Genomic DNA, 16606 nt, shown 5'->3' on the forward strand with positions numbered 1-16606 from the left:
ACGGTGAGCACCGGGTCAGGACATCGCGAGAGGCAGGCCCGGCTCCAATGGGGTGGTGGGCCGTCCGGCGAGGCGCGCGAGGTCATCGCCTGCGACGTCGAGCTCACCCGCGCGCACCGACTGGTCGATCCGCACCACCATCTCCGCGAAGGGCTCCGGGACGCCCGCGCCCAGCAGCGCCTCGAGGTGCGCCGGCGCGTCGACCTGACGCACGTGCACTTGCCGGGCCCCGATCCTCCCGATCACCTCGGCGAGATCGTGCATGGTCCACCCCGAGTCGCCGGCGAGCTCGTAGCGCTTGCCCTCGTGACCCGGCGTGGTCAGCACCGCCGCGGCGGCGGCCGCGAAGTCCCTGCGCGTGGCCGAGGCGGTGCGCCCGTCGCCAGCGCTCGTGAGCAGCTCGCCCGAGGACAGCGCCCGACGCGCTTGCGGCACGTAGTTCTCCGTATAGAACCCGTTGCGCAGCATCACGAATGGGACGCCGCTGTCCTCCAGGTAACGCTCGGTGCCGACGTGCTCCTCGAGGAGAGGATTCACCGTCGCCTCGCCGGCACGCAGCACCGACGTGTAGGCGATGAGGCGCACGCCCGCGTCGCGCGCGGCGTCAATTGCGTTGGCGTGCTGCCTGACACGCCTGCCGACCTCGGATCCGGAGATGATGAGCACACGGTCCACCCCCTCGAGCGCCGCGATCATGCTGGGTGGGTTGTCGTAGTTGCCCTGACGCACGGTCACGCCCTGAGTGGCCATCTCATCCGCCTTGGCCAGGTCGCGCACCACCGCGACCAGCTGGCTGGGACGGACGCCGCGCTCAAGCAGCTCGTCGACGACGAGCGGCCCCAGGTTTCCCGATGCGGCGGTGACGGCGATGGTCATGATTTGTGCTCCTCGATTGCCCTGCCAGGGACAACTCGCAACCGCGGCGCGTCATTCCCCCGCGCGCGCCTTGCCGATCCACCCCAAGTGGGTGTGCTCGAAGGCGTCCGGGTGCTTGAGCCCATAGCCGAGCGCGCGGTCGGCGGCGACGTGGAACGCCCACGAGGCGGCGAGGATCATCAGCGCGTCCGCGCCGGTCAGCGCGAAGGCCGCCGCGCTCAGCACCGGGCCCACATACGAGTGCACCGCGTTGTAGAGGGCGGCGCCCACGCGCGGTCCCGACACGTACCCCAGTGCGCTGACGTCGAAGGCGAGAAACAGCGCCAACGGCCACCACCACGCGTACCCGAAGGCGATCGCGGGCAGCGCGAACACCGCGATGGCGATCACGGCCGACTCGAGGCGCTGGTACGCGACGGGGCTCATGCCCCCAGAGCCTAGGGCAGTCGCTGCTAGATTGGCCGGCATGAAGACCCTGTGATGCGGCACCACTCTCGCATCCCCGCGCCCGCCACGTCCGGCGGCGCCCTCCCGACCACCCACAGGACTTCACATGACTCACCCCCTCCCCCTCGCCGGCCAGACCGCTCTGGTGACCGGCGTCTCCCGCCGCAAGGGCATCGGCTTTGCGATCGCCACCCGGCTGCTCGAGCTCGGCGCCAGCGTCTTCGTCCAGCACTACCGGCCCAACGACGTCGCCCAGCCGTGGGGCGGCGACGACATCGACGCGCTGCTCGCGGCCCTCGACTCCGCGCGCTCCCACGACGCCCTGGTCGGTGACGCGCACTGCGACCTTCAAGCGGCCGATGCGCCCGCCCGCCTGGTGCGCGACGCCGCCTTGCTCACGGGTCGGCTCGACATCCTGGTGTGCAATCACGCGAAGAGCGGCGACGACGGCGCGATCCTCGACATGACCGCCGAGCGGCTCGACGCGATGTGGGCGACCAACACCCGCGCGACGATCCTGCTCACCCGCGAGTTCGCGGCTCTTCATGGCACCCCGGGAGCCGCCGCGGCGCGGCCGGGAGACCGCCCCGCGGACCGCGAGCCGTTGCCAGCGCCGGTGGGCCGGGTGTTCTGGATGACCTCCGGGCAAGGAGACGGGCCGATGCGCGGGGAGGTCGCGTACGCAGCCTCCAAGGCGGCGCTCGCCGGGCTCACCGCGACCGTCGCGGCGGAGCTGCTCGACCTCGGGATCATCCTCAACACCATCAACCCAGGGCCGGTCAATACCGGCTACCTGGATCCGGAGGGCACCGACCGGGACCTCACCGAGATCGAAGCGTGGCGTCGGCGCACGCCGTTCGGACGCTTCGGCGAGCCGGCGGACCCCGCCCGCCTGATCGGATGGCTCGCGACCGACGACGGAGCGTGGGTGGCGGGCCAGGTCATCACGTCAGACGGTGGGCTCAGCCTGTACTGACGGCGGCTACACGCAGCCGGTGGCGAGCGCGAATGCGTAGGGCACCAGAGTCGCGATGCCGAGCGTGGCGTACGCAAGGCTCACGCCCGCAACGGTCGACGCGGACACCTCGCCGCCGCGCGACGACGCACCCACCAGGCGGCCGATGCGGTGGGGACCCGCCACGTGCAGGACCGGCGCGTGGGCACGGTCGGCCGGCTCTCCCGCGATGGTGGCCGGCGCGCCCAACACGAGCAGGGCACTCGCGAGCGCGGGCGTGCCGGCGGCGCGCTGGGCGTGGGCATCGGCCGCGATCTCGAGGTAGTGCGGAAGCGCTTCAGTCGCGCTGCGCATATAGGGCACCCAGCCGAGCGAGCGGCGCAGCCCCGCGGCGAGCGCAGCGAGCGCATGGTGCCGCTGGCGCAGATGAGCGCGTTCGTGGGCGAGCACGGCGTCCAGCTCCCCATCGGTCAGCGCGGACAGCGCGCCGGAGGACACCACGATTCCCCCGTGGCGGCTCGGCATCGTCCATGCATACGCCACGTCGTCCGTCACGACGAGCACGCGCTGGCCCCTCACCGTGGCGGGAGTCGTGGCGGCGCGCAGCCATGCCGCGGTGGCGCGGCCATTCCGGCGACGATCACGCACCTCAACCGCCAGTCCGGCACCGATCCACACCGCCGTGGCCGCCGCGAGCGCGACCGGCACCGCCGCCGGGAGTGAGAAGGCGGTCGCGGTCGGGCCGAACGGGTTCGCCGAGGCGAGACAACGCTGGCACACCTCACCTGCGCTGCCGGAGAGCAGGGCGGGCCCCGCGGCGGACCACGCGACCACTGGGCCGAGTGACACCAGCGCCAGCGCCCATGCGACCATGCCGCCGCTGACGATCGCCACGGCGATTCGCGGCACGCGCATCAGCGCGGGTGCGGAGCGTCGCAACAGCAGCGGGCCCAGCACCGCGAACGACATCACACCGGTCGCGAGCGCCACGGACGCGACGAGGGCGCTCATCGCTCTGCGGGCTCCGCTCGCTGGACCAGGTAGCCGCGCAGCAGGGCCATGTCGCTCTCGTCCATCGACTCCACGAAGTGGAGCATCGACGCGGCCCTGTTCGGGCTCGACTCGAGGGCGTGGGCCATCACGGCGGCGGTGTGCTCCTCACGGGTCACTCGGGCTGCGAAGCTGACTGCGCGGCCTTCCCGCTCGGCGACCACCAGGCACTTGCGCTGCAGGTTGCCCACCACCGTGGCGATGGTCGTGTAGGCGAAGTCCAGCGGGAGTGCGTCGATGATGTCGCGGATCCGGCCCGGGCCACGCTCCCACAGCAGATCCATGACCTGCGCCTCGAGCGTCCCGAGCCGCGGCGGCTCGCAGGTGGGGTCGATGGTGGCGTCGCTCATGCGGCCACCTGCGTTCGCACGGCAGGGACGGTGCACGCGATCTCACCGCGCAGCCGCGCGATCAGCGCGACGCCCGTGAGCACGAGCGCGCCCACCGCGAGCACCGGCTGGAACGGCGCGAACCATGTCAGCGCCCCCGAGTACCCCAGGGCCACCAGCGCGATCTTGTTGCACACCGGGCAGCCCACCGCGAACCAGGCGATGACGGCCCCGGCGGTGCCGAGCCGCCCCGACCGCTCGGCCTGCGCATCGTCGACCTCGCTCATGCCAGGAGTGCCCCCGCGCATGTACGTGGCGATCAGCATGCCCGTGAGGCCCGAGGTGACGAGCCACACCGGGTAGTTCCACCACACCGGTGGGATCTCGCGGCCGAACACGGGATTGGGGATCAGCACGGTCGCCAGACCGACCACGAGCGCGACCGCCACAGCGGCGACGATCGCGATGGCCCAGGTGCGGGTGTCCCACAGCCTCAGGGCGCGAACTGCCAGGCGGGTCGACTCGAGTGGGGCGCGGAGCCCAGAGGCGGAAATCATCGCCCCATTATGCATGACGATTACTATGAGGCATAGTCGACTAAGACAGATAGTAATCCGCGAGCGGATCGCACCCCCAGAAGACATCGCCCGACCCCTCCAAGGAGCGCCATGACCGCACCCCCGTCCCCGCGCCGAACCACCCCCACCTGGCTCGTGCCCGCAAGCATCGTGGCCGCCGCAGCGCTAGTCATCGCGCTCATCGTGCTGGCGCAGAGCCCTGACAGCGGGTCCGCGGCGGAGCAGGCTCCGTCGCCGAGTACGAGCGCGACGGCCGAGACCCTGGAGGAGGCGACGGCCCCCACCGATCCCCCGACAGCGGTGGGCGGGGAGGAGACGCCCGATCTGTCAGCGGCCGAGCGGCGCGACCCGGACGACCCACTCGCCCACGGCGAGGTGGATGCGCCCGTGGTGCTGGTGGTCTTCTCCGACTACCAGTGCCCCTACTGCGCCAAGTGGAACGCCGAGACGCTGCCCGAGATGCAGACCTATGTCGACGCCGGCGACCTGCGCATCGAGCACCGCGATGTCAACGTGTTCGGCGAGGCATCGGTGCGCGGCGCCCGCGCGGCCTACGCGGCAGCCCTGCAGGGCGAGTTCGACGCGATGCACGGGGCGCTGTTCGCCGACGGCATGCACCGCGCCTCCACCCAGCTGTCCGACGAGGAGCTCCTCGCGCTCGCTCAACAGATCGGCCTCGACTTCGAGCGCTTCGAGAGCGACTACTTCTCCGATGCGACCGCGGAGGCGGTGACCCGCAACCAACAGCTCGGCCTCGACCTCGGGGCATTCTCGACGCCCAGCTTCGTGCTCGATGGGCAGCCGCTCGTGGGAGCCCAGCCCACCGACGTGTTCGTGAACCTCATGGACGCCGCTCTCGACCGCGCTCCGGGCGAGGACTGACCCGTGGAGATCGGCCTGCTTGCCGCCTTCCTGGGCGGAGCCCTGGCGCTGCTCAGCCCCTGCGGCGCCCTGCTGCTGCCCGCGTACTTCGCCTCGCAGGTGGGGAGCGGATCACGGCGGCTGGCCCATGGGCTGGTGTTCTATCTCGGGATCGCCACCGTGCTGGTGCCGCTGGGGGCCGGCGCCGGGGCGATCGGCCGCGTCTTCGCGACTCACCGAGACGAGATCGTCATCGGCGCGGCGGTCGTGCTCGTGGTCGCCGGCATCGCCCAGGCGATGGGCTGGGGCTTCGACATGTCGCGGCTCGTCCCTGGGTCCCGCACGGTACGTGACCGCGCCACTCGCAGCGTGGGGCCGGTGCGGACGTATCTCCTCGGGGCCGTGGGCGGAGTCGCCGGATTCTGCGCGGGCCCCATCCTGGGCGCCGTGCTCACTGTCGCGGCCGCACAGGACAGCATCGTGGCGTCGACGGGACTGCTCGCCGCGTACGGCGCCGGGATCGTGGCGCCGATGCTCGGGCTGGCGGCGGTCTGGGACCGCCTGGGCGCGACGGGGCGCAGGCGGCTGCGCGGCCGCACCTTCGAGGCGCTGGGCAGGACCTGGCACTCGGTGTCGCTGCTCACGGGCCTGCTGATGGTCGCCCTGGGAATCGCGTTCTGGGCGACCAACGGGTTGGTGTCCGCGCCGTCGCTCGTGCCGGCCGACGCGCAGGCGACGTTGCAGACCGTGGCGTCCTCGATCACCGGGATCGGCGCGGACATCGCGCTGGTCGTGATCGTCGCGGCCGCGGCGCTGTTCGCATGGCACCGGATCCAGAAGCGACGCAACGATCGAGAAGTTCACGGGCCGGACAGCACGGAGCCGGGAAGCACAGACGGGCATGCCGAGACGCCCGCAGCGGCCTCCGGGCCCTCCCAGCGAGACGGGCCGGCCGCCGGAGGCCACCCATGAGCCGGCGCCCCCTGCACCCGTACGTCGTCGGAGCGGCCGTGTCGCTTGCGAGCATCATCCTCGCCGCGTGCTCCCCCACCGACGCACCCGCCGTGCACGACTCGCCGCCGCCGCCGCCGTCGCCGTCGCTCGAGCGCGAGCCCGGCCCAGGGATTGACCCGGCCGAGTTCACCACCGACGGACTCCGCCTCCCTCTGCAGTGGGACGGAGCCGAGTTCGTCGACCCGGGATGGGAGGTGACGCCCCAGCACCTCGAGGGCGTCTTCCTCGTCCCCGTCGAGGCGGACGGCCGCCTGGTCTTCACCGCCATCGACTCCGAGGGCCAGGCGCTCTGGACCGCCGAGCGGCCGCTGGCATGCGCCGGTTTCACGCTCACTCTGGGCCGCGACGGCACGCCGTTGGCCGTGCTCAACGACTCGACCCCCACGGACGGGGCGATCGCCCAGACCACCGCCACCGCATACGACCTGCGCACGGGCGACACGGCCTGGGGACCCGTCGACGTGCCGGGGCCGCACCAGGGCCCGGGCCTCGTCTACGCCTCCCCACCAGCCGAGGCGATGGGAGGCACGGGGCCGCGCGTCGCGCTCGATTCCGCCACGGGCGACGTCGCCGCCGCTGAGACCGATGGCGGTCCGCGCGTAGTCGCCGAGCGCCACGGCACAGTAGTCACGCAGGAGGGCACTGTCCTGCGAGCGACGGACTCCGCGGGCGCCATGGTGTGGGAAGCCGAAGCGCCAGCGGGCGCCGGCGAGGCGCATGCCGTTCCCGGCATGGTTCTCGGCGGCCCGTTCCTTGCCCTCGATTCCGGCGACGACCGCGCAGCCGTGATCGACCTCGCGGACGGATCCACCGTCGCCCCTGATGTCACGAGCGCCGCCTACGACGGCGCGACCGCCACCCTGGTCGCCACCGACGGACGGCGCGCGTGGGCACTCGACACGTCGTCAGGCGAGACGTTGTGGGAGGTGAGCGCGTCCGCGGAGGCACGGGCGGTCGCGGCCGGCGGTGCTCAGGTGTACCTGCGGCAGGGGGAGACCATCCACGTGCACAACGCGCTCACCGGCGCCGCGAACCCCGGGTACGAGGCGTCGCAGGAAGGGACGATCATGGTGCCGCGCGTGATCGCCGGGACGGGCGCGGCAGCGTTCAGTCACGAGGGCCGCGTGTTTCTCGCGACCACCCCGACGGGGCGCTAGCGCGAGCGCCGTCCGTCGCGCAGCGGGCTCAACCGGCGGGGACGGTGGCGGGCGCGGGCGCGAGGCAACTGGGGCCGAAGGCCGCCTTCAGGTCGCCGAACAGCGCGCTCGACCGGTCCACCCGGAACTCGTCCCCCAGGCGCATCGTGATCGACTCGCCGGCGCCGGTGAGCACCATGCGGACCTCGACCGTGCCGGGGTGCGAGCGCAGAATCGCCTTGATCTCCTCGACCATGGCCGGGTTGACCCGCGTGGCAGGCAGCGTGATGGACACCGGAGAGGTGTCGACCACGGTGAGGTTGGGCACGCGCAGCTCGACCGCGCTGAACTGCAGGCCCCCGTCACCGCGCTCCCTGGCGCGCGCCTTGATGGTGAGCACCGCATCGTCCGCAAGGTCGCGGGCGTACGTCTCGTAGGTGCGGCCGAAGAAGGAGATCTCCGCCTCCCCGGTCAGGTCCTCGAGCGTGACGATCGCGTAGGCGTTGCCGGACTTCGCCACGCGCCGGTCCACGCGCGTCACCAGCCCCGCAAACACCACCTGCTGGCCGTCGCTCACGCCGTTCGCGGGCGTCGCAGCCAGGATCTGGTGCGAGGCCTCGGAGCGGATGATGTGGTCCAGGCCGGCCAGCGGGTGGTCCGAGACGTACAGGCCCAGCATGTCCCGCTCGAGGTTCAGCAGCGTCTTCTTGTCCCACTCCTCGAGCGTGGGCACGATCACGGTCACTCCCCCGCCCAGCTCGGCGTCGCCGCCGAACAGGTCGAACTGGCCGGTGGCCTCCTGGCGCTTGACCCCCACCACGGAGTCGATGGCCTGCTCGTGGACGGCGTTGAGCGACCGCCGGGTGTATCCGAGGGAGTCGAAGGCGCCGGCCTTGATGAGCGAGTCGATGGTGCGCTTGTTGCACACCGTCGCGGGGACCTTGTCGAGGAAGTCCTGGAACGACTCGAAGGCGCCCTTGGTCTCGCGCGCCTTGATGATCTCCGCGACCACGTTGGAGCCCACGTTCCGCACGGCGGTGAGCCCGAACCTCACGTCGGTGCCGACGGCGGAGAAGAACGCGATCGACTCGTTGACGTCCGGCGGCAGCACCGTGATGCCCATGCGCCGGCACTCGCCGAGGTACATCGCGGACTTGTCCTTGTCGGTGCCCACCGAGGTCAGCAGCGCCGCCATGAACTCGGTCGGGTAGTGCGCCTTGAGGTAGGCGGTCCAGAACGACAGCACTCCATACGCGGCGGTGTGCGCCTTGTTGAAGGCGTAGTCGGCGAACGGGACCATCGTGTCCCAGAGCTTCTTGATCGCCTCTTCGGAGTAGCCGTTCTTGCGCATGCCCGCGCTGAAGGGCTCGAACTCCTTGGCCAGCACCTCGGGCTTCTTCTTGCCCATCGCGCGGCGCAGCAGGTCGGCGGCGCCCAGCGTGTAGCCGGCGACGATCTGGGCGATCTTCTGGACCTGCTCCTGGTAGACGATCAGGCCGTGGGTGACCTCGAGCACCTCCTTAAGCGGTGCTTCGAGCTCCGGGTGGATGTAGTCCACGGCCTGACGGCCGTTCTTGCGCTCGGCGTAGGCGGTGTGCGAGTTCACGCCCATGGGTCCCGGCCGGTACAGCGCGAGCACGGCCGAGATGTCCTCGAACGAGTCGGGGCGCATCTGGCGCAGCAGCTGGCGCATGGCCACGCCGTCGAGCTGGAACACTCCCAGGGTGTCGCCGCGCCCCAGCAGCTTGAACGTCTCCTCGTCCGCGAGCTCGAGCTCCTCGAGCACGAGCGGCTCCTTGCCGTTGTGCTCGATGTTGTAGAGCGCATCGTCCAGGATCGTGAGGTTGCGCAGCCCCAGGAAGTCCATCTTGACCAGCCCCAGCTCTTCGCACGTGGGGTAGTCGAACTGGGTGATGACGGCGCCGTCCTGCTCGCGCCGCATGATGGGGATGATGTCGATGAGCGGGTCGCTCGACATGATCACGCCCGCCGCGTGCACGCCCCATTGCCGCTTGAGCCCCTCGAGGCCCTGCGCGAGGTCGAGCACCTGCTGGGCATCGGGATCCGCCTCCAGCAGCGCCCGGAAGTCGCCGCCCTCGTTGTAGCGGGGGTGCTTGGGGTCGAACAGGCCGGACAGCGGCATGTCGCGGCCCTGCTGCGGCTCGGGGTAGGCCTTGGTGAGCTGCTCGCCGAGGCTGAAGGGCTTGCCCAGCACCCGCGACGCGTCCTTGAGCGCCTGCTTGGCCTTGATGGTGCCGTAGGTCGCGATCATCGCGACCTTGTCCTCGCCGTACTTGTCGGAGACGTAGCGGATCACCTCGCCGCGCCTGCGCTCGTCGAAGTCGATGTCGAAGTCGGGCTTGGACTCACGCTCGGGGTTGAGGAACCGCTCGAAGTACAGCTGGTGGGTCAACGGGTCGATGTCCGTGATCCGCATCGCGTACGCCGCCATCGAGCCGGCGCCGGAGCCGCGCCCCGGGCCCACCCGAATGCCCTGCTCCTTGGCCCACTTGATGAAGTCCGCGACCACCAGGAAGTACCCGGGATAGCCCTTGTCGGTGATGACCTCGATCTCGGTGTTCGCGCGCTCCTGCACCTCGGTCGGGATCGCCTCGCCGAACCGCTCGGTCAGGCCTCGCTGGACCTCCTTGACGAACCACGAGTTCTCGTCCTCGCCCGCGGGCACGTCGTACACCGGCATGTAGTCGGCCTTGGTGTTGAACTCGACCTCGCACCGCTCGGCGATCTCGAGGGTCGAGTCGCACGCCTCGGGCAGCTCGCGCCACAGCTGCCGCATCTCCGCGGCGCTCTTGAGGTAGTAGCCGTCGCCGTTGAACGCGAACCGCTTGCCGCCCTGCTCGTACGTGGGCTCGTTGAGGTTGGACCCGGACTGGACGCACAGCAGCCCCTCGTGCGCCTTCGAGTCCTCCTTCTTCACGTAATGCGAGTCGTTGGTCGCCACGAGCGGGGCGCCGATCTGGTGGGCGAGCCGGAGCAGGTCCTCGCGCACGCGCTTCTCGAGGTCGAGACCGTGATCCATCAGCTCGACGTAGAAGTTCTCGGCGCCGAAGATGTCCTGGAACTCGCCCGCGGCGCGCAGCGCCTCGTCGTACTGGCCGAGCCGCAGCCTGGTCTGCACCTCTCCCGACGGGCAGCCCGTGGTGGCGATGATTCCCTTGCCGTAGCGCTGCAGCAGGTCCCGGTCCATGCGGGGCTTGTGGAACTGTCCCTCGAGCGACGCGTAGGACGACATCCGGAACAGGTTGTGCATGCCCTCGGTGTTCTGCGCCCACATGGTCATGTGGGTGTACGCGCCGCCCGCGGAGACGTCGTCCGACTCCTGGCCGCGCTCCCCCCACTTCACGCGCGAGCGGTCCTGACGTGCCGTGCCCGGGGTCAGGTACGCCTCGACCCCGATGATCGGCTTGACCCCGTGCGCCTGGCCCTTGGCCCAGAAGTCGTAGGCGCCGAAGATGAACCCGTGGTCCGTGGTCGCGATGGCCGTCTGACCCAGCTCCTTGGCGTGCGAGAACAGGTCGTCCAGCCTCGCCGCGCCGTCCAGCATCGAGTATTCGGTGTGCACGTGGAGGTGAACAAAATCGCTGCCGGACATGGCAACCGATTCTAGGCCTCCCGGCCGACATCACCCCCCCAACTCCGCGACAGATCGAACCAAGCAGCGGGCGACACGCGGCCTCACCTCGGTCGATGATCTGGAGCCCCAGCGTGTCGGCTCAGATTGTGGCTCTGGCTGTCGGGGACGGAGGGCCACGTGCCACTTCTGCACACGCGTGTGACGGCTGCGACGCGTGGGGCGCAAGGGCACCCACACGCGCCCCACCCGCCACTCGCATCACAGGTGTGTGCAGCATTGGCGGCGAGCGGCCCTTCACTACGCACCACTCTTTGATGCGCCACGGCCGATGCGCTGGCCGGCTCGGGGTGTCGCCCCGGATAGTGGTTCGCAGTGTTGGGGAGCGGGTGGCTGGTGGGAGGGCGCGGGCTTGCAACAATGGCCCTCGTGAGTGACGAGTCCCCCCGCAGCACGCCCGCAGGCCACACGGCCGATGCGGGCGCCGCCAGCGAGGTCCGTTCCGGTTCGGCACGCAGGCGGTCGGGCAGGCGCCGCGGTCGCGGTCGGGGCGCGGGCGCGCCGGCGACGGACTCCACGCCGCGCACGGGCGGGGCAGACAACACCACGGCTCAGGACAGCACGGCGAACACCGGCACCTCGGAGCGCGGCCGCCGCAGCCAGCAGAGCCAGGACACACGAGGCCGTACCCGTCAGGACCGCGACGGCAAGGACCGCGCACAGAACGGCCGGTCCGCCAAGAAGCAGGGCGGACGCTCCAAGGGCGGGGACCCGCACCGGCCCGTGAGCCGAGCCGCCCTCGAATCCGGGGCCCGCGCCCGCGAGGCCGTCGAGCTCGCCCCCATCGAGTACCCCGAGCAGCTGCCGGTCAGCGCGAGCCGCGAGGAGATCTCGAACGCGATCCGCGATCACCAAGTGGTGATCGTCGCGGGCGAGACCGGATCCGGCAAGACCACGCAGCTGCCCAAGATCGTGCTGGAGTTGGGACGCGGTCGGGCCGGGCAGATCGGGCACACCCAGCCGCGGCGGATCGCGGCCCGCACCGTCGCGGAGCGGATCGCCGAGGAACTCGGCACTCCCCTCGGCGAGATCGTCGGCTACCAGGTGCGATTCACCGACGAATCCTCCGAGCGCACCCTCGTCAAGGTCATGACCGACGGCATCCTGCTCGCGCAGATCCAGCGCGACCCGGAGCTGCTGGCGTACGACACCCTCATCATCGACGAGGCGCACGAGCGCAGCCTCAACATCGACTTCCTGCTGGGCTATCTCACCAACCTGCTGCCGCGCCGCCCGGACCTCAAGGTGATCATCACCTCAGCGACCATCGACTCCGACCGCTTCGCTCGCCACTTCGCGCCTGGCGGCCCGCTGCCCCCACCCACCCTGGACGAGGCCGCAGACCCAGCCCCCGCATCGTCCGCATCGCCCACCGCACCGGTGATCGAGGTGACGGGCCGCACCTACCCCGTCGAGATCCGCTACCGCCCGCTCGAGGGCGACACCCGCGGCGAGGAGCGCGACCTCGTCACCGGGATCATCGACGCGTGCGACGAGCTGATGAGCGAGGGGCCCGGCGACATCCTGGCCTTCCTCTCGGGCGAGCGCGAGATCCGTGATGCCGCCGATGCGCTCGCGGGCAGCCTCGGCCCCCGTGCGCGCGACCCGCGGCACCCGCAGGCGGTGGAGATCATCCCGCTGTACTCGCGGCTCAGCTCCGCCGAGCAGCACAAGGTGTTCGAGCGTCACTCGTCCCGCCGGATCGTGCTGGCGACCAACGTGGCCGAGACCTCCCTGACGGTGCCGGGCATCCACTACGTCGTGGACCCGGGCACCGCGCGCATCTCCCGCTACTCGAAGGCCACGAAGGTGCAGCGGCTCCCGATCGAGCCCATCAGCCAGGCCAGCGCCAACCAGCGCGCCGGCCGTGCGGGCCGGTTGGCGGACGGCATCGCGATCCGGCTCTACGCCGAGGACGACTTCGCGGGCCGGCCCGAGTTCACCGAGCCGGAGATCCTGCGCACGTCCTTGGCGTCGGTGCTGCTGCAGATGATCTCGGTGGGGGTCGTCAGCGGTCCCGAGGACATGGCGCGCTTCCCGTTCGTCGAGCCCCCGGACACGCGCGCAATTCGCGACGGCGTGCAGCTGCTGACGGAGCTGGGCGCGCTCGACACCGATGACGACGGGCGCACCCGGCTCACCCCGACGGGCCGCACTCTGTCCCGCCTGCCGATGGACCCGCGGCAGGCCCGGATGATCGTCGAGGCTCAGCGTCACGGCGTCGCTCGCGAGGTGGCGATCATCGCGGCGGGCCTGAGCATCCAGGACCCGCGCGAGCGCCCCTCGGAGGAGCGCGAGAAGGCGGACCAGCTGCACCGCAGGTTCGCGGAGCCCGCATCCGACCTGCTGTCCTACCTGAACCTGTGGGAGTACCTGCGCGAGCAGCGCCACGAGCTGTCCGGCAGCGCGTTCCGGCGCATGTGCCGCGCCGAGCACCTGAACTTCCTGCGCGTGCGCGAGTGGCAGGACGTGGTCGAGCAGATCCGGCAGACCGCGAAGCCGCTCGGCATCGACATGGCGCGCAAGGACGCGCGGCCGCTGACTCCCGCTGCGACGGGCGACGCCGAGGACGGCAAGCCCGCCCCCGATAGTCAGTCCCACCGCTATGTGTGGGACGCGGACGCGATCCACCGCTCGATCCTGGCGGGACTGCTGTCCCAGCTGGGCATGCAGGAGACCGGCGAGCCCAAGGCGTCGCAGTTCGCGCACCTGCGCGGCGGCGCGCGCGAGGCCGCGATCCGGCGGGCAAAGAAGCAGTCGCGCAACGACTACCTGGGCGCCCGTGGCGCGCGGTTCGCGATCTTCCCTGGCTCTCCCCTGTCCAAGAAGCCGCCGGCCTTCGTGATGGCCGCCGAGCTCGTCGAGACCAGCCGGCTGTGGGCGCGCGACGTCGCGGCCATCAAGCCCGAGTGGGCCGAGGAGCTCGCCGGAGACCTCGCCAAGCGCACGTATGCGGACCCGCACTGGTCGAAGAAGCGCGGCGCCGCCGTCGCCACCGAGAAGGTGCTGCTGTACGGCGTGCCCATCGTGGCCGACCGCGACGTGCTGTGGGGCCGCATCCGGCCCACCGAGGCGCGCGACCTGTTCATCCGCCACGCGCTGGTGCAGGGCGAGTGGGAGACGCACCACAGCTTCTGGAAGGACAATCAGCGGCTGCTCGCCGAGGCCGAGGAGCTCGAGGCCCGGTCCCGGACCCGCGGTCTGCTCGCGGACGACGACGCGCTGTTCGACTTCTACGACGAGCGCGTTCCCGATTCGGTGGTCTCCGCCCGGCACTTCGACCGCTGGTGGAAGGACGAGCGCAGGCGCAATCCGGAGCTGCTCACCCTCACGCTCGACACCGTGGCTCCCGAGCACGCCGACGTGGACACCGACGCATTCCCCACGGTGTGGCCACAGGGGGACCTCGAGCTGCCGCTCACCTACCAGTTCGAGCCGGGGACGGACGCGGACGGCGTGACGGCGCACATCCCCATCGCCGTGCTCGCGCGGGTCGCCCCGGAAGGATTCGACTGGATGGTCCCGGGCCTGGCCGACGAGCTCGCCACCGCGACCATCCGCGCGCTGCCCAAGACCGTCCGCCGGCTGCTGGTGCCCGCGCCCGACACCGCCCGCGACGTCGCGGCGTGGATGGAGCGTGAGACGCCCGCGTGGGAGGACATGGCGCGAGCGGGCGACATGGCCGAGGGCTACCGGGATGTCTTCACCCGCGCCGTCCGCGACACCCGCGGCGTGGACGTGCCCGCAGACGCGTGGGACGGCATCGAGGACCGGCTGCCGGCGCACCTGCGCATGACCTTCAGGGTCGAGGACGAGGACGGCTCCACGGTCGACGAGTCGACCGACCTCGTGCACCTGCAGCGGACGCTCGCGCCGCAGTCGCAGGCGGCGGTCAGCTCCGCGATGCAGCGCTCGGCCGCGCCGCGTTCGTCGGTGCAGCGAGCGGCCGATGCGGCCCGGGACCACCGCGACCGCCAGGCCCAGCGAGGGCGTGAACCCGGTGACGGTGCGCACCCGGGCGACGACCGCATCGGCGCGGGGACGCCCGCTCCCGGTGACGCGCGCCCGAGCGCTGCGGCCCTCCCCGAGCAGTCCGGGCTGACGACCTGGCCCGAGCTGCCCGGCGGCGCCCTTCCGGACGAGGTCTCCGGCGAGGTGGGCGGCGCGACGGTGCGCGGCTACCCCGCGATCGTCGACGAGGGCCAGGCCGCCCTGCGAGTGCTGGCGGACCAGGCGGCCCGGGGCGCGGCGCACGCGGCAGGCGTGCGACGGCTGCTGGCGACCGAGTGCGCCCTGCCGGTCAAGCGCATCACCACGCGGTGGACCGCGCAGACGTCGCTCACCCTTGGATCGTCGCCGTATCGCAGCACCGAGGCGCTCGTCGCCGCGCTGCAGGACGCGGCCGTCCGGTCGCTGACGGCCGGGCCCGACGTGGACGCCGCCGCCGTGCGGGACGCGGAGGCGTACGGCCGCGCCCGGGACCACGTGCGCGCGAGCCTCGAGGACGAGACGTTCCGGATCGCGGGACTGGCCGCCGCCGCGCTCGACGCCTACCGCGACCTGGACGGCGCCCTGACGGCCGCGACGAGCATGGCGCTGCTGGCGGTGGTGTCCGACATCCGCGCGCAGGCCGACGCGCTGGTCGGCGACGGGTTCCTGGCGCGCACCCCGACGGGCCGCCTGGCTCACCTGTCGCGCTACCTCCGGGCGGCGTCGATGAGGCTCGAGAAGGCGAAGACCGACCCGAACCGCGACGCGGCGACGATGTGGAAGATCCGCGACGTGACGAACGAGGTCACGAGCGTGCGAGAGGCGCACGAGGCCGGGCGCCCGGACCCTGAGCGGGCCGACCGGCTCGACCACGCGCGATGGATGATCGAGGAGCTGCGGGTGTCGCTGTTCGCGCAGACGCTCGGGACCAGCGAGCCCGTGAGCGAGAAGAGAATCCGCGCGCTGCTGGCGTAATTGTGGGTGGACGCGCACGTTAGTCTCGGTTCACGGCACGCCCCAGGCGTGCCCGCAGGAGGAAAGGGGGCGGGGTGCCCAAGATCGATGCGGCCACGGTGGCCGAGCACCGCTCCGCCCGGCGCGCAGCGCTCCTCGACGCAGCGGTGACGCTCCTGCGTGAGAGCCCCGACGCGGCCCCGAACCTCGGAGCGGTGGGACGCCGCGCAGGCCTGTCGCGCTCCGCCGTCTACCACTACTTCTCCTCGAGTCAGGACCTGCTGACCGCGGTCGTCGAGGAGACCTTCCCCCGCTGGCAGCGCCGCTTCGACGCCGCGTACGCAGGTGCGCCGGGCCCCGCCGACCGGGTGCGCGTGTACGTGCGCGAGAACCTCGCGCTCGTCGCCGAAGGCGACCATGCGCTCGCCCGCACGCTGATCACCGTGGTTACCGACGAGCACATCGCACCGCGCTCCGCGGCCTTCCACGCGGCGCTGGTCAAGCCGCTGATGGAGGCGCTCGGCGATCTGAACGACCCAGCTCCGGCGCTGACGGCCGACCTGATCAACGCGCTCGTGCTCGCCGGCGCACGCCGTCTCGAGGCCGGCGACGACTTCGACGCCGTCTGCGACGGCGTGGGGCGCCTGGTCGACCCGTACCTCGACCGCGCCTGACGCTCCGGCACGATCGCCCCCACCCCGCCGCGCGCGCCCGAATTTGCCCCGCCGGGTTTTGTCGACATATATTCCATATCATTGTCAACA

General features: G+C 71.5%; 12 protein-coding genes. 6 read left to right on the forward strand and 6 right to left on the reverse strand.

Going from position 1 to position 16606, the window contains the following annotated elements:
- Window positions 1-15: 15 nt before the first annotated feature.
- Both ACNI14_RS12440 and ACNI14_RS12445 read right to left on the reverse strand, forming a co-directional pair.
- The gene (locus tag ACNI14_RS12440; RefSeq protein WP_420520368.1) at window positions 16-876 is read right to left on the reverse strand and encodes an SDR family oxidoreductase; all 861 of its coding nucleotides are present in this window, start codon (window positions 874-876) and stop codon (window positions 16-18) included.
- 51 nt (window positions 877-927) lie between these two features.
- Window positions 928-1302 (reverse strand): DUF4260 domain-containing protein, encoded by a 375-nt coding sequence (locus tag ACNI14_RS12445; RefSeq protein ID WP_420520369.1) that lies wholly within the window; start codon window positions 1300-1302, stop codon window positions 928-930.
- A 127-nt stretch (window positions 1303-1429) separates the two neighbouring features.
- Between ACNI14_RS12445 and ACNI14_RS12450 the strand changes: the two genes are divergently transcribed.
- The gene (locus tag ACNI14_RS12450) at window positions 1430-2299 is read left to right on the forward strand and encodes an SDR family oxidoreductase (RefSeq protein WP_420520370.1); all 870 of its coding nucleotides are present in this window, start codon (window positions 1430-1432) and stop codon (window positions 2297-2299) included.
- 6 nt (window positions 2300-2305) lie between these two features.
- Here the strand turns inward: ACNI14_RS12450 and ACNI14_RS12455 are convergent, their stop codons facing one another.
- Genes ACNI14_RS12455 through ACNI14_RS12465 form a run of 3 tightly spaced genes read right to left on the reverse strand, consistent with a single transcriptional unit; the run spans window position 2306 to window position 4214 of the window.
- Window positions 2306-3289, reverse strand: a complete 984-nt coding sequence (locus ACNI14_RS12455; protein ID WP_420520371.1) for a M56 family metallopeptidase — start codon at window positions 3287-3289, stop codon at window positions 2306-2308.
- Entirely contained in the window at window positions 3286-3678 is a 393-nt protein-coding gene (locus ACNI14_RS12460) for a BlaI/MecI/CopY family transcriptional regulator (RefSeq protein ID WP_420520372.1), read from the reverse strand. The genes ACNI14_RS12455 and ACNI14_RS12460 overlap by 4 nt, the downstream gene beginning before the upstream one ends.
- Window positions 3675-4214 carry a hypothetical protein gene (locus ACNI14_RS12465; protein ID WP_420520373.1) on the reverse strand — a complete coding sequence of 180 codons (540 nt, stop codon included), beginning with the start codon at window positions 4212-4214 and terminating at the stop codon, window positions 3675-3677. The genes ACNI14_RS12460 and ACNI14_RS12465 overlap by 4 nt, the downstream gene beginning before the upstream one ends.
- Window positions 4215-4325: 111 nt before the next feature.
- On the opposite strand from ACNI14_RS12465, the gene ACNI14_RS12470 reads away from it, so the two are divergent.
- The 3 genes from ACNI14_RS12470 to ACNI14_RS12480 are packed head-to-tail and all read left to right on the forward strand — an operon-like array spanning window position 4326 to window position 7267.
- Window positions 4326-5117, forward strand: coding sequence for a DsbA family protein (locus ACNI14_RS12470; RefSeq protein WP_420520374.1), 792 nt, complete (start codon window positions 4326-4328; stop codon window positions 5115-5117).
- A 3-nt stretch (window positions 5118-5120) separates the two neighbouring features.
- Window positions 5121-6068, forward strand: coding sequence for a cytochrome c biogenesis CcdA family protein (locus ACNI14_RS12475; RefSeq protein ID WP_420520375.1), 948 nt, complete (start codon window positions 5121-5123; stop codon window positions 6066-6068).
- A complete protein-coding gene (locus ACNI14_RS12480; RefSeq protein ID WP_420520376.1) occupies window positions 6065-7267 on the forward strand; it encodes a hypothetical protein in 1203 nt (400 codons plus the stop codon). The genes ACNI14_RS12475 and ACNI14_RS12480 overlap by 4 nt, the downstream gene beginning before the upstream one ends.
- Window positions 7268-7295: 28 nt before the next feature.
- Here ACNI14_RS12480 and dnaE read toward each other — a convergent pair whose 3' ends face one another.
- Entirely contained in the window at window positions 7296-10859 is a 3564-nt protein-coding gene (gene dnaE / locus ACNI14_RS12485; protein WP_420520377.1) for a DNA polymerase III subunit alpha, read from the reverse strand.
- A 408-nt stretch (window positions 10860-11267) separates the two neighbouring features.
- Here dnaE and hrpA point away from each other — a divergent pair, with 408 nt between their 5' ends.
- Both hrpA and ACNI14_RS12495 read left to right on the forward strand, forming a co-directional pair.
- On the forward strand, window positions 11268-15863 hold the full coding sequence (hrpA, locus tag ACNI14_RS12490) for an ATP-dependent RNA helicase HrpA (RefSeq protein WP_420520378.1): 4596 nt from the start codon (window positions 11268-11270) through the stop codon (window positions 15861-15863).
- 74 nt (window positions 15864-15937) lie between these two features.
- Complete coding sequence (locus ACNI14_RS12495; protein ID WP_420520379.1) at window positions 15938-16516, forward strand: TetR/AcrR family transcriptional regulator; 579 nt, start codon at window positions 15938-15940, stop codon at window positions 16514-16516.
- Window positions 16517-16606: the final 90 nt, after the last annotated feature.

This window comes from Demequina pilifera, from assembly GCF_048814985.1.
Taxonomy (GTDB): Bacteria; Actinomycetota; Actinomycetes; order Actinomycetales; family Demequinaceae; genus Demequina.

What these genes read in the sequence shown, in the direction of transcription:
- ACNI14_RS12440 (WP_420520368.1), bottom strand. Translation starts at nt 876, where the DNA reads ATGACCATCGCCGTCACCGCCGCATCGGGAAACCTGGGGCCGCTCGTC.
- ACNI14_RS12445 (WP_420520369.1), bottom strand. Translation starts at nt 1,302, where the DNA reads ATGAGCCCCGTCGCGTACCAGCGCCTCGAGTCGGCCGTGATCGCCATC.
- ACNI14_RS12450 (WP_420520370.1), top strand. Translation starts at nt 1,430, where the DNA reads ATGACTCACCCCCTCCCCCTCGCCGGCCAGACCGCTCTGGTGACCGGC.
- ACNI14_RS12455 (WP_420520371.1), bottom strand. Translation starts at nt 3,289, where the DNA reads ATGAGCGCCCTCGTCGCGTCCGTGGCGCTCGCGACCGGTGTGATGTCG.
- ACNI14_RS12460 (WP_420520372.1), bottom strand. Translation starts at nt 3,678, where the DNA reads ATGAGCGACGCCACCATCGACCCCACCTGCGAGCCGCCGCGGCTCGGG.
- ACNI14_RS12465 (WP_420520373.1), bottom strand. Translation starts at nt 4,214, where the DNA reads ATGATTTCCGCCTCTGGGCTCCGCGCCCCACTCGAGTCGACCCGCCTG.
- ACNI14_RS12470 (WP_420520374.1), top strand. Translation starts at nt 4,326, where the DNA reads ATGACCGCACCCCCGTCCCCGCGCCGAACCACCCCCACCTGGCTCGTG.
- ACNI14_RS12480 (WP_420520376.1), top strand. Translation starts at nt 6,065, where the DNA reads ATGAGCCGGCGCCCCCTGCACCCGTACGTCGTCGGAGCGGCCGTGTCG.
- dnaE (WP_420520377.1), bottom strand. Translation starts at nt 10,859, where the DNA reads ATGTCCGGCAGCGATTTTGTTCACCTCCACGTGCACACCGAATACTCG.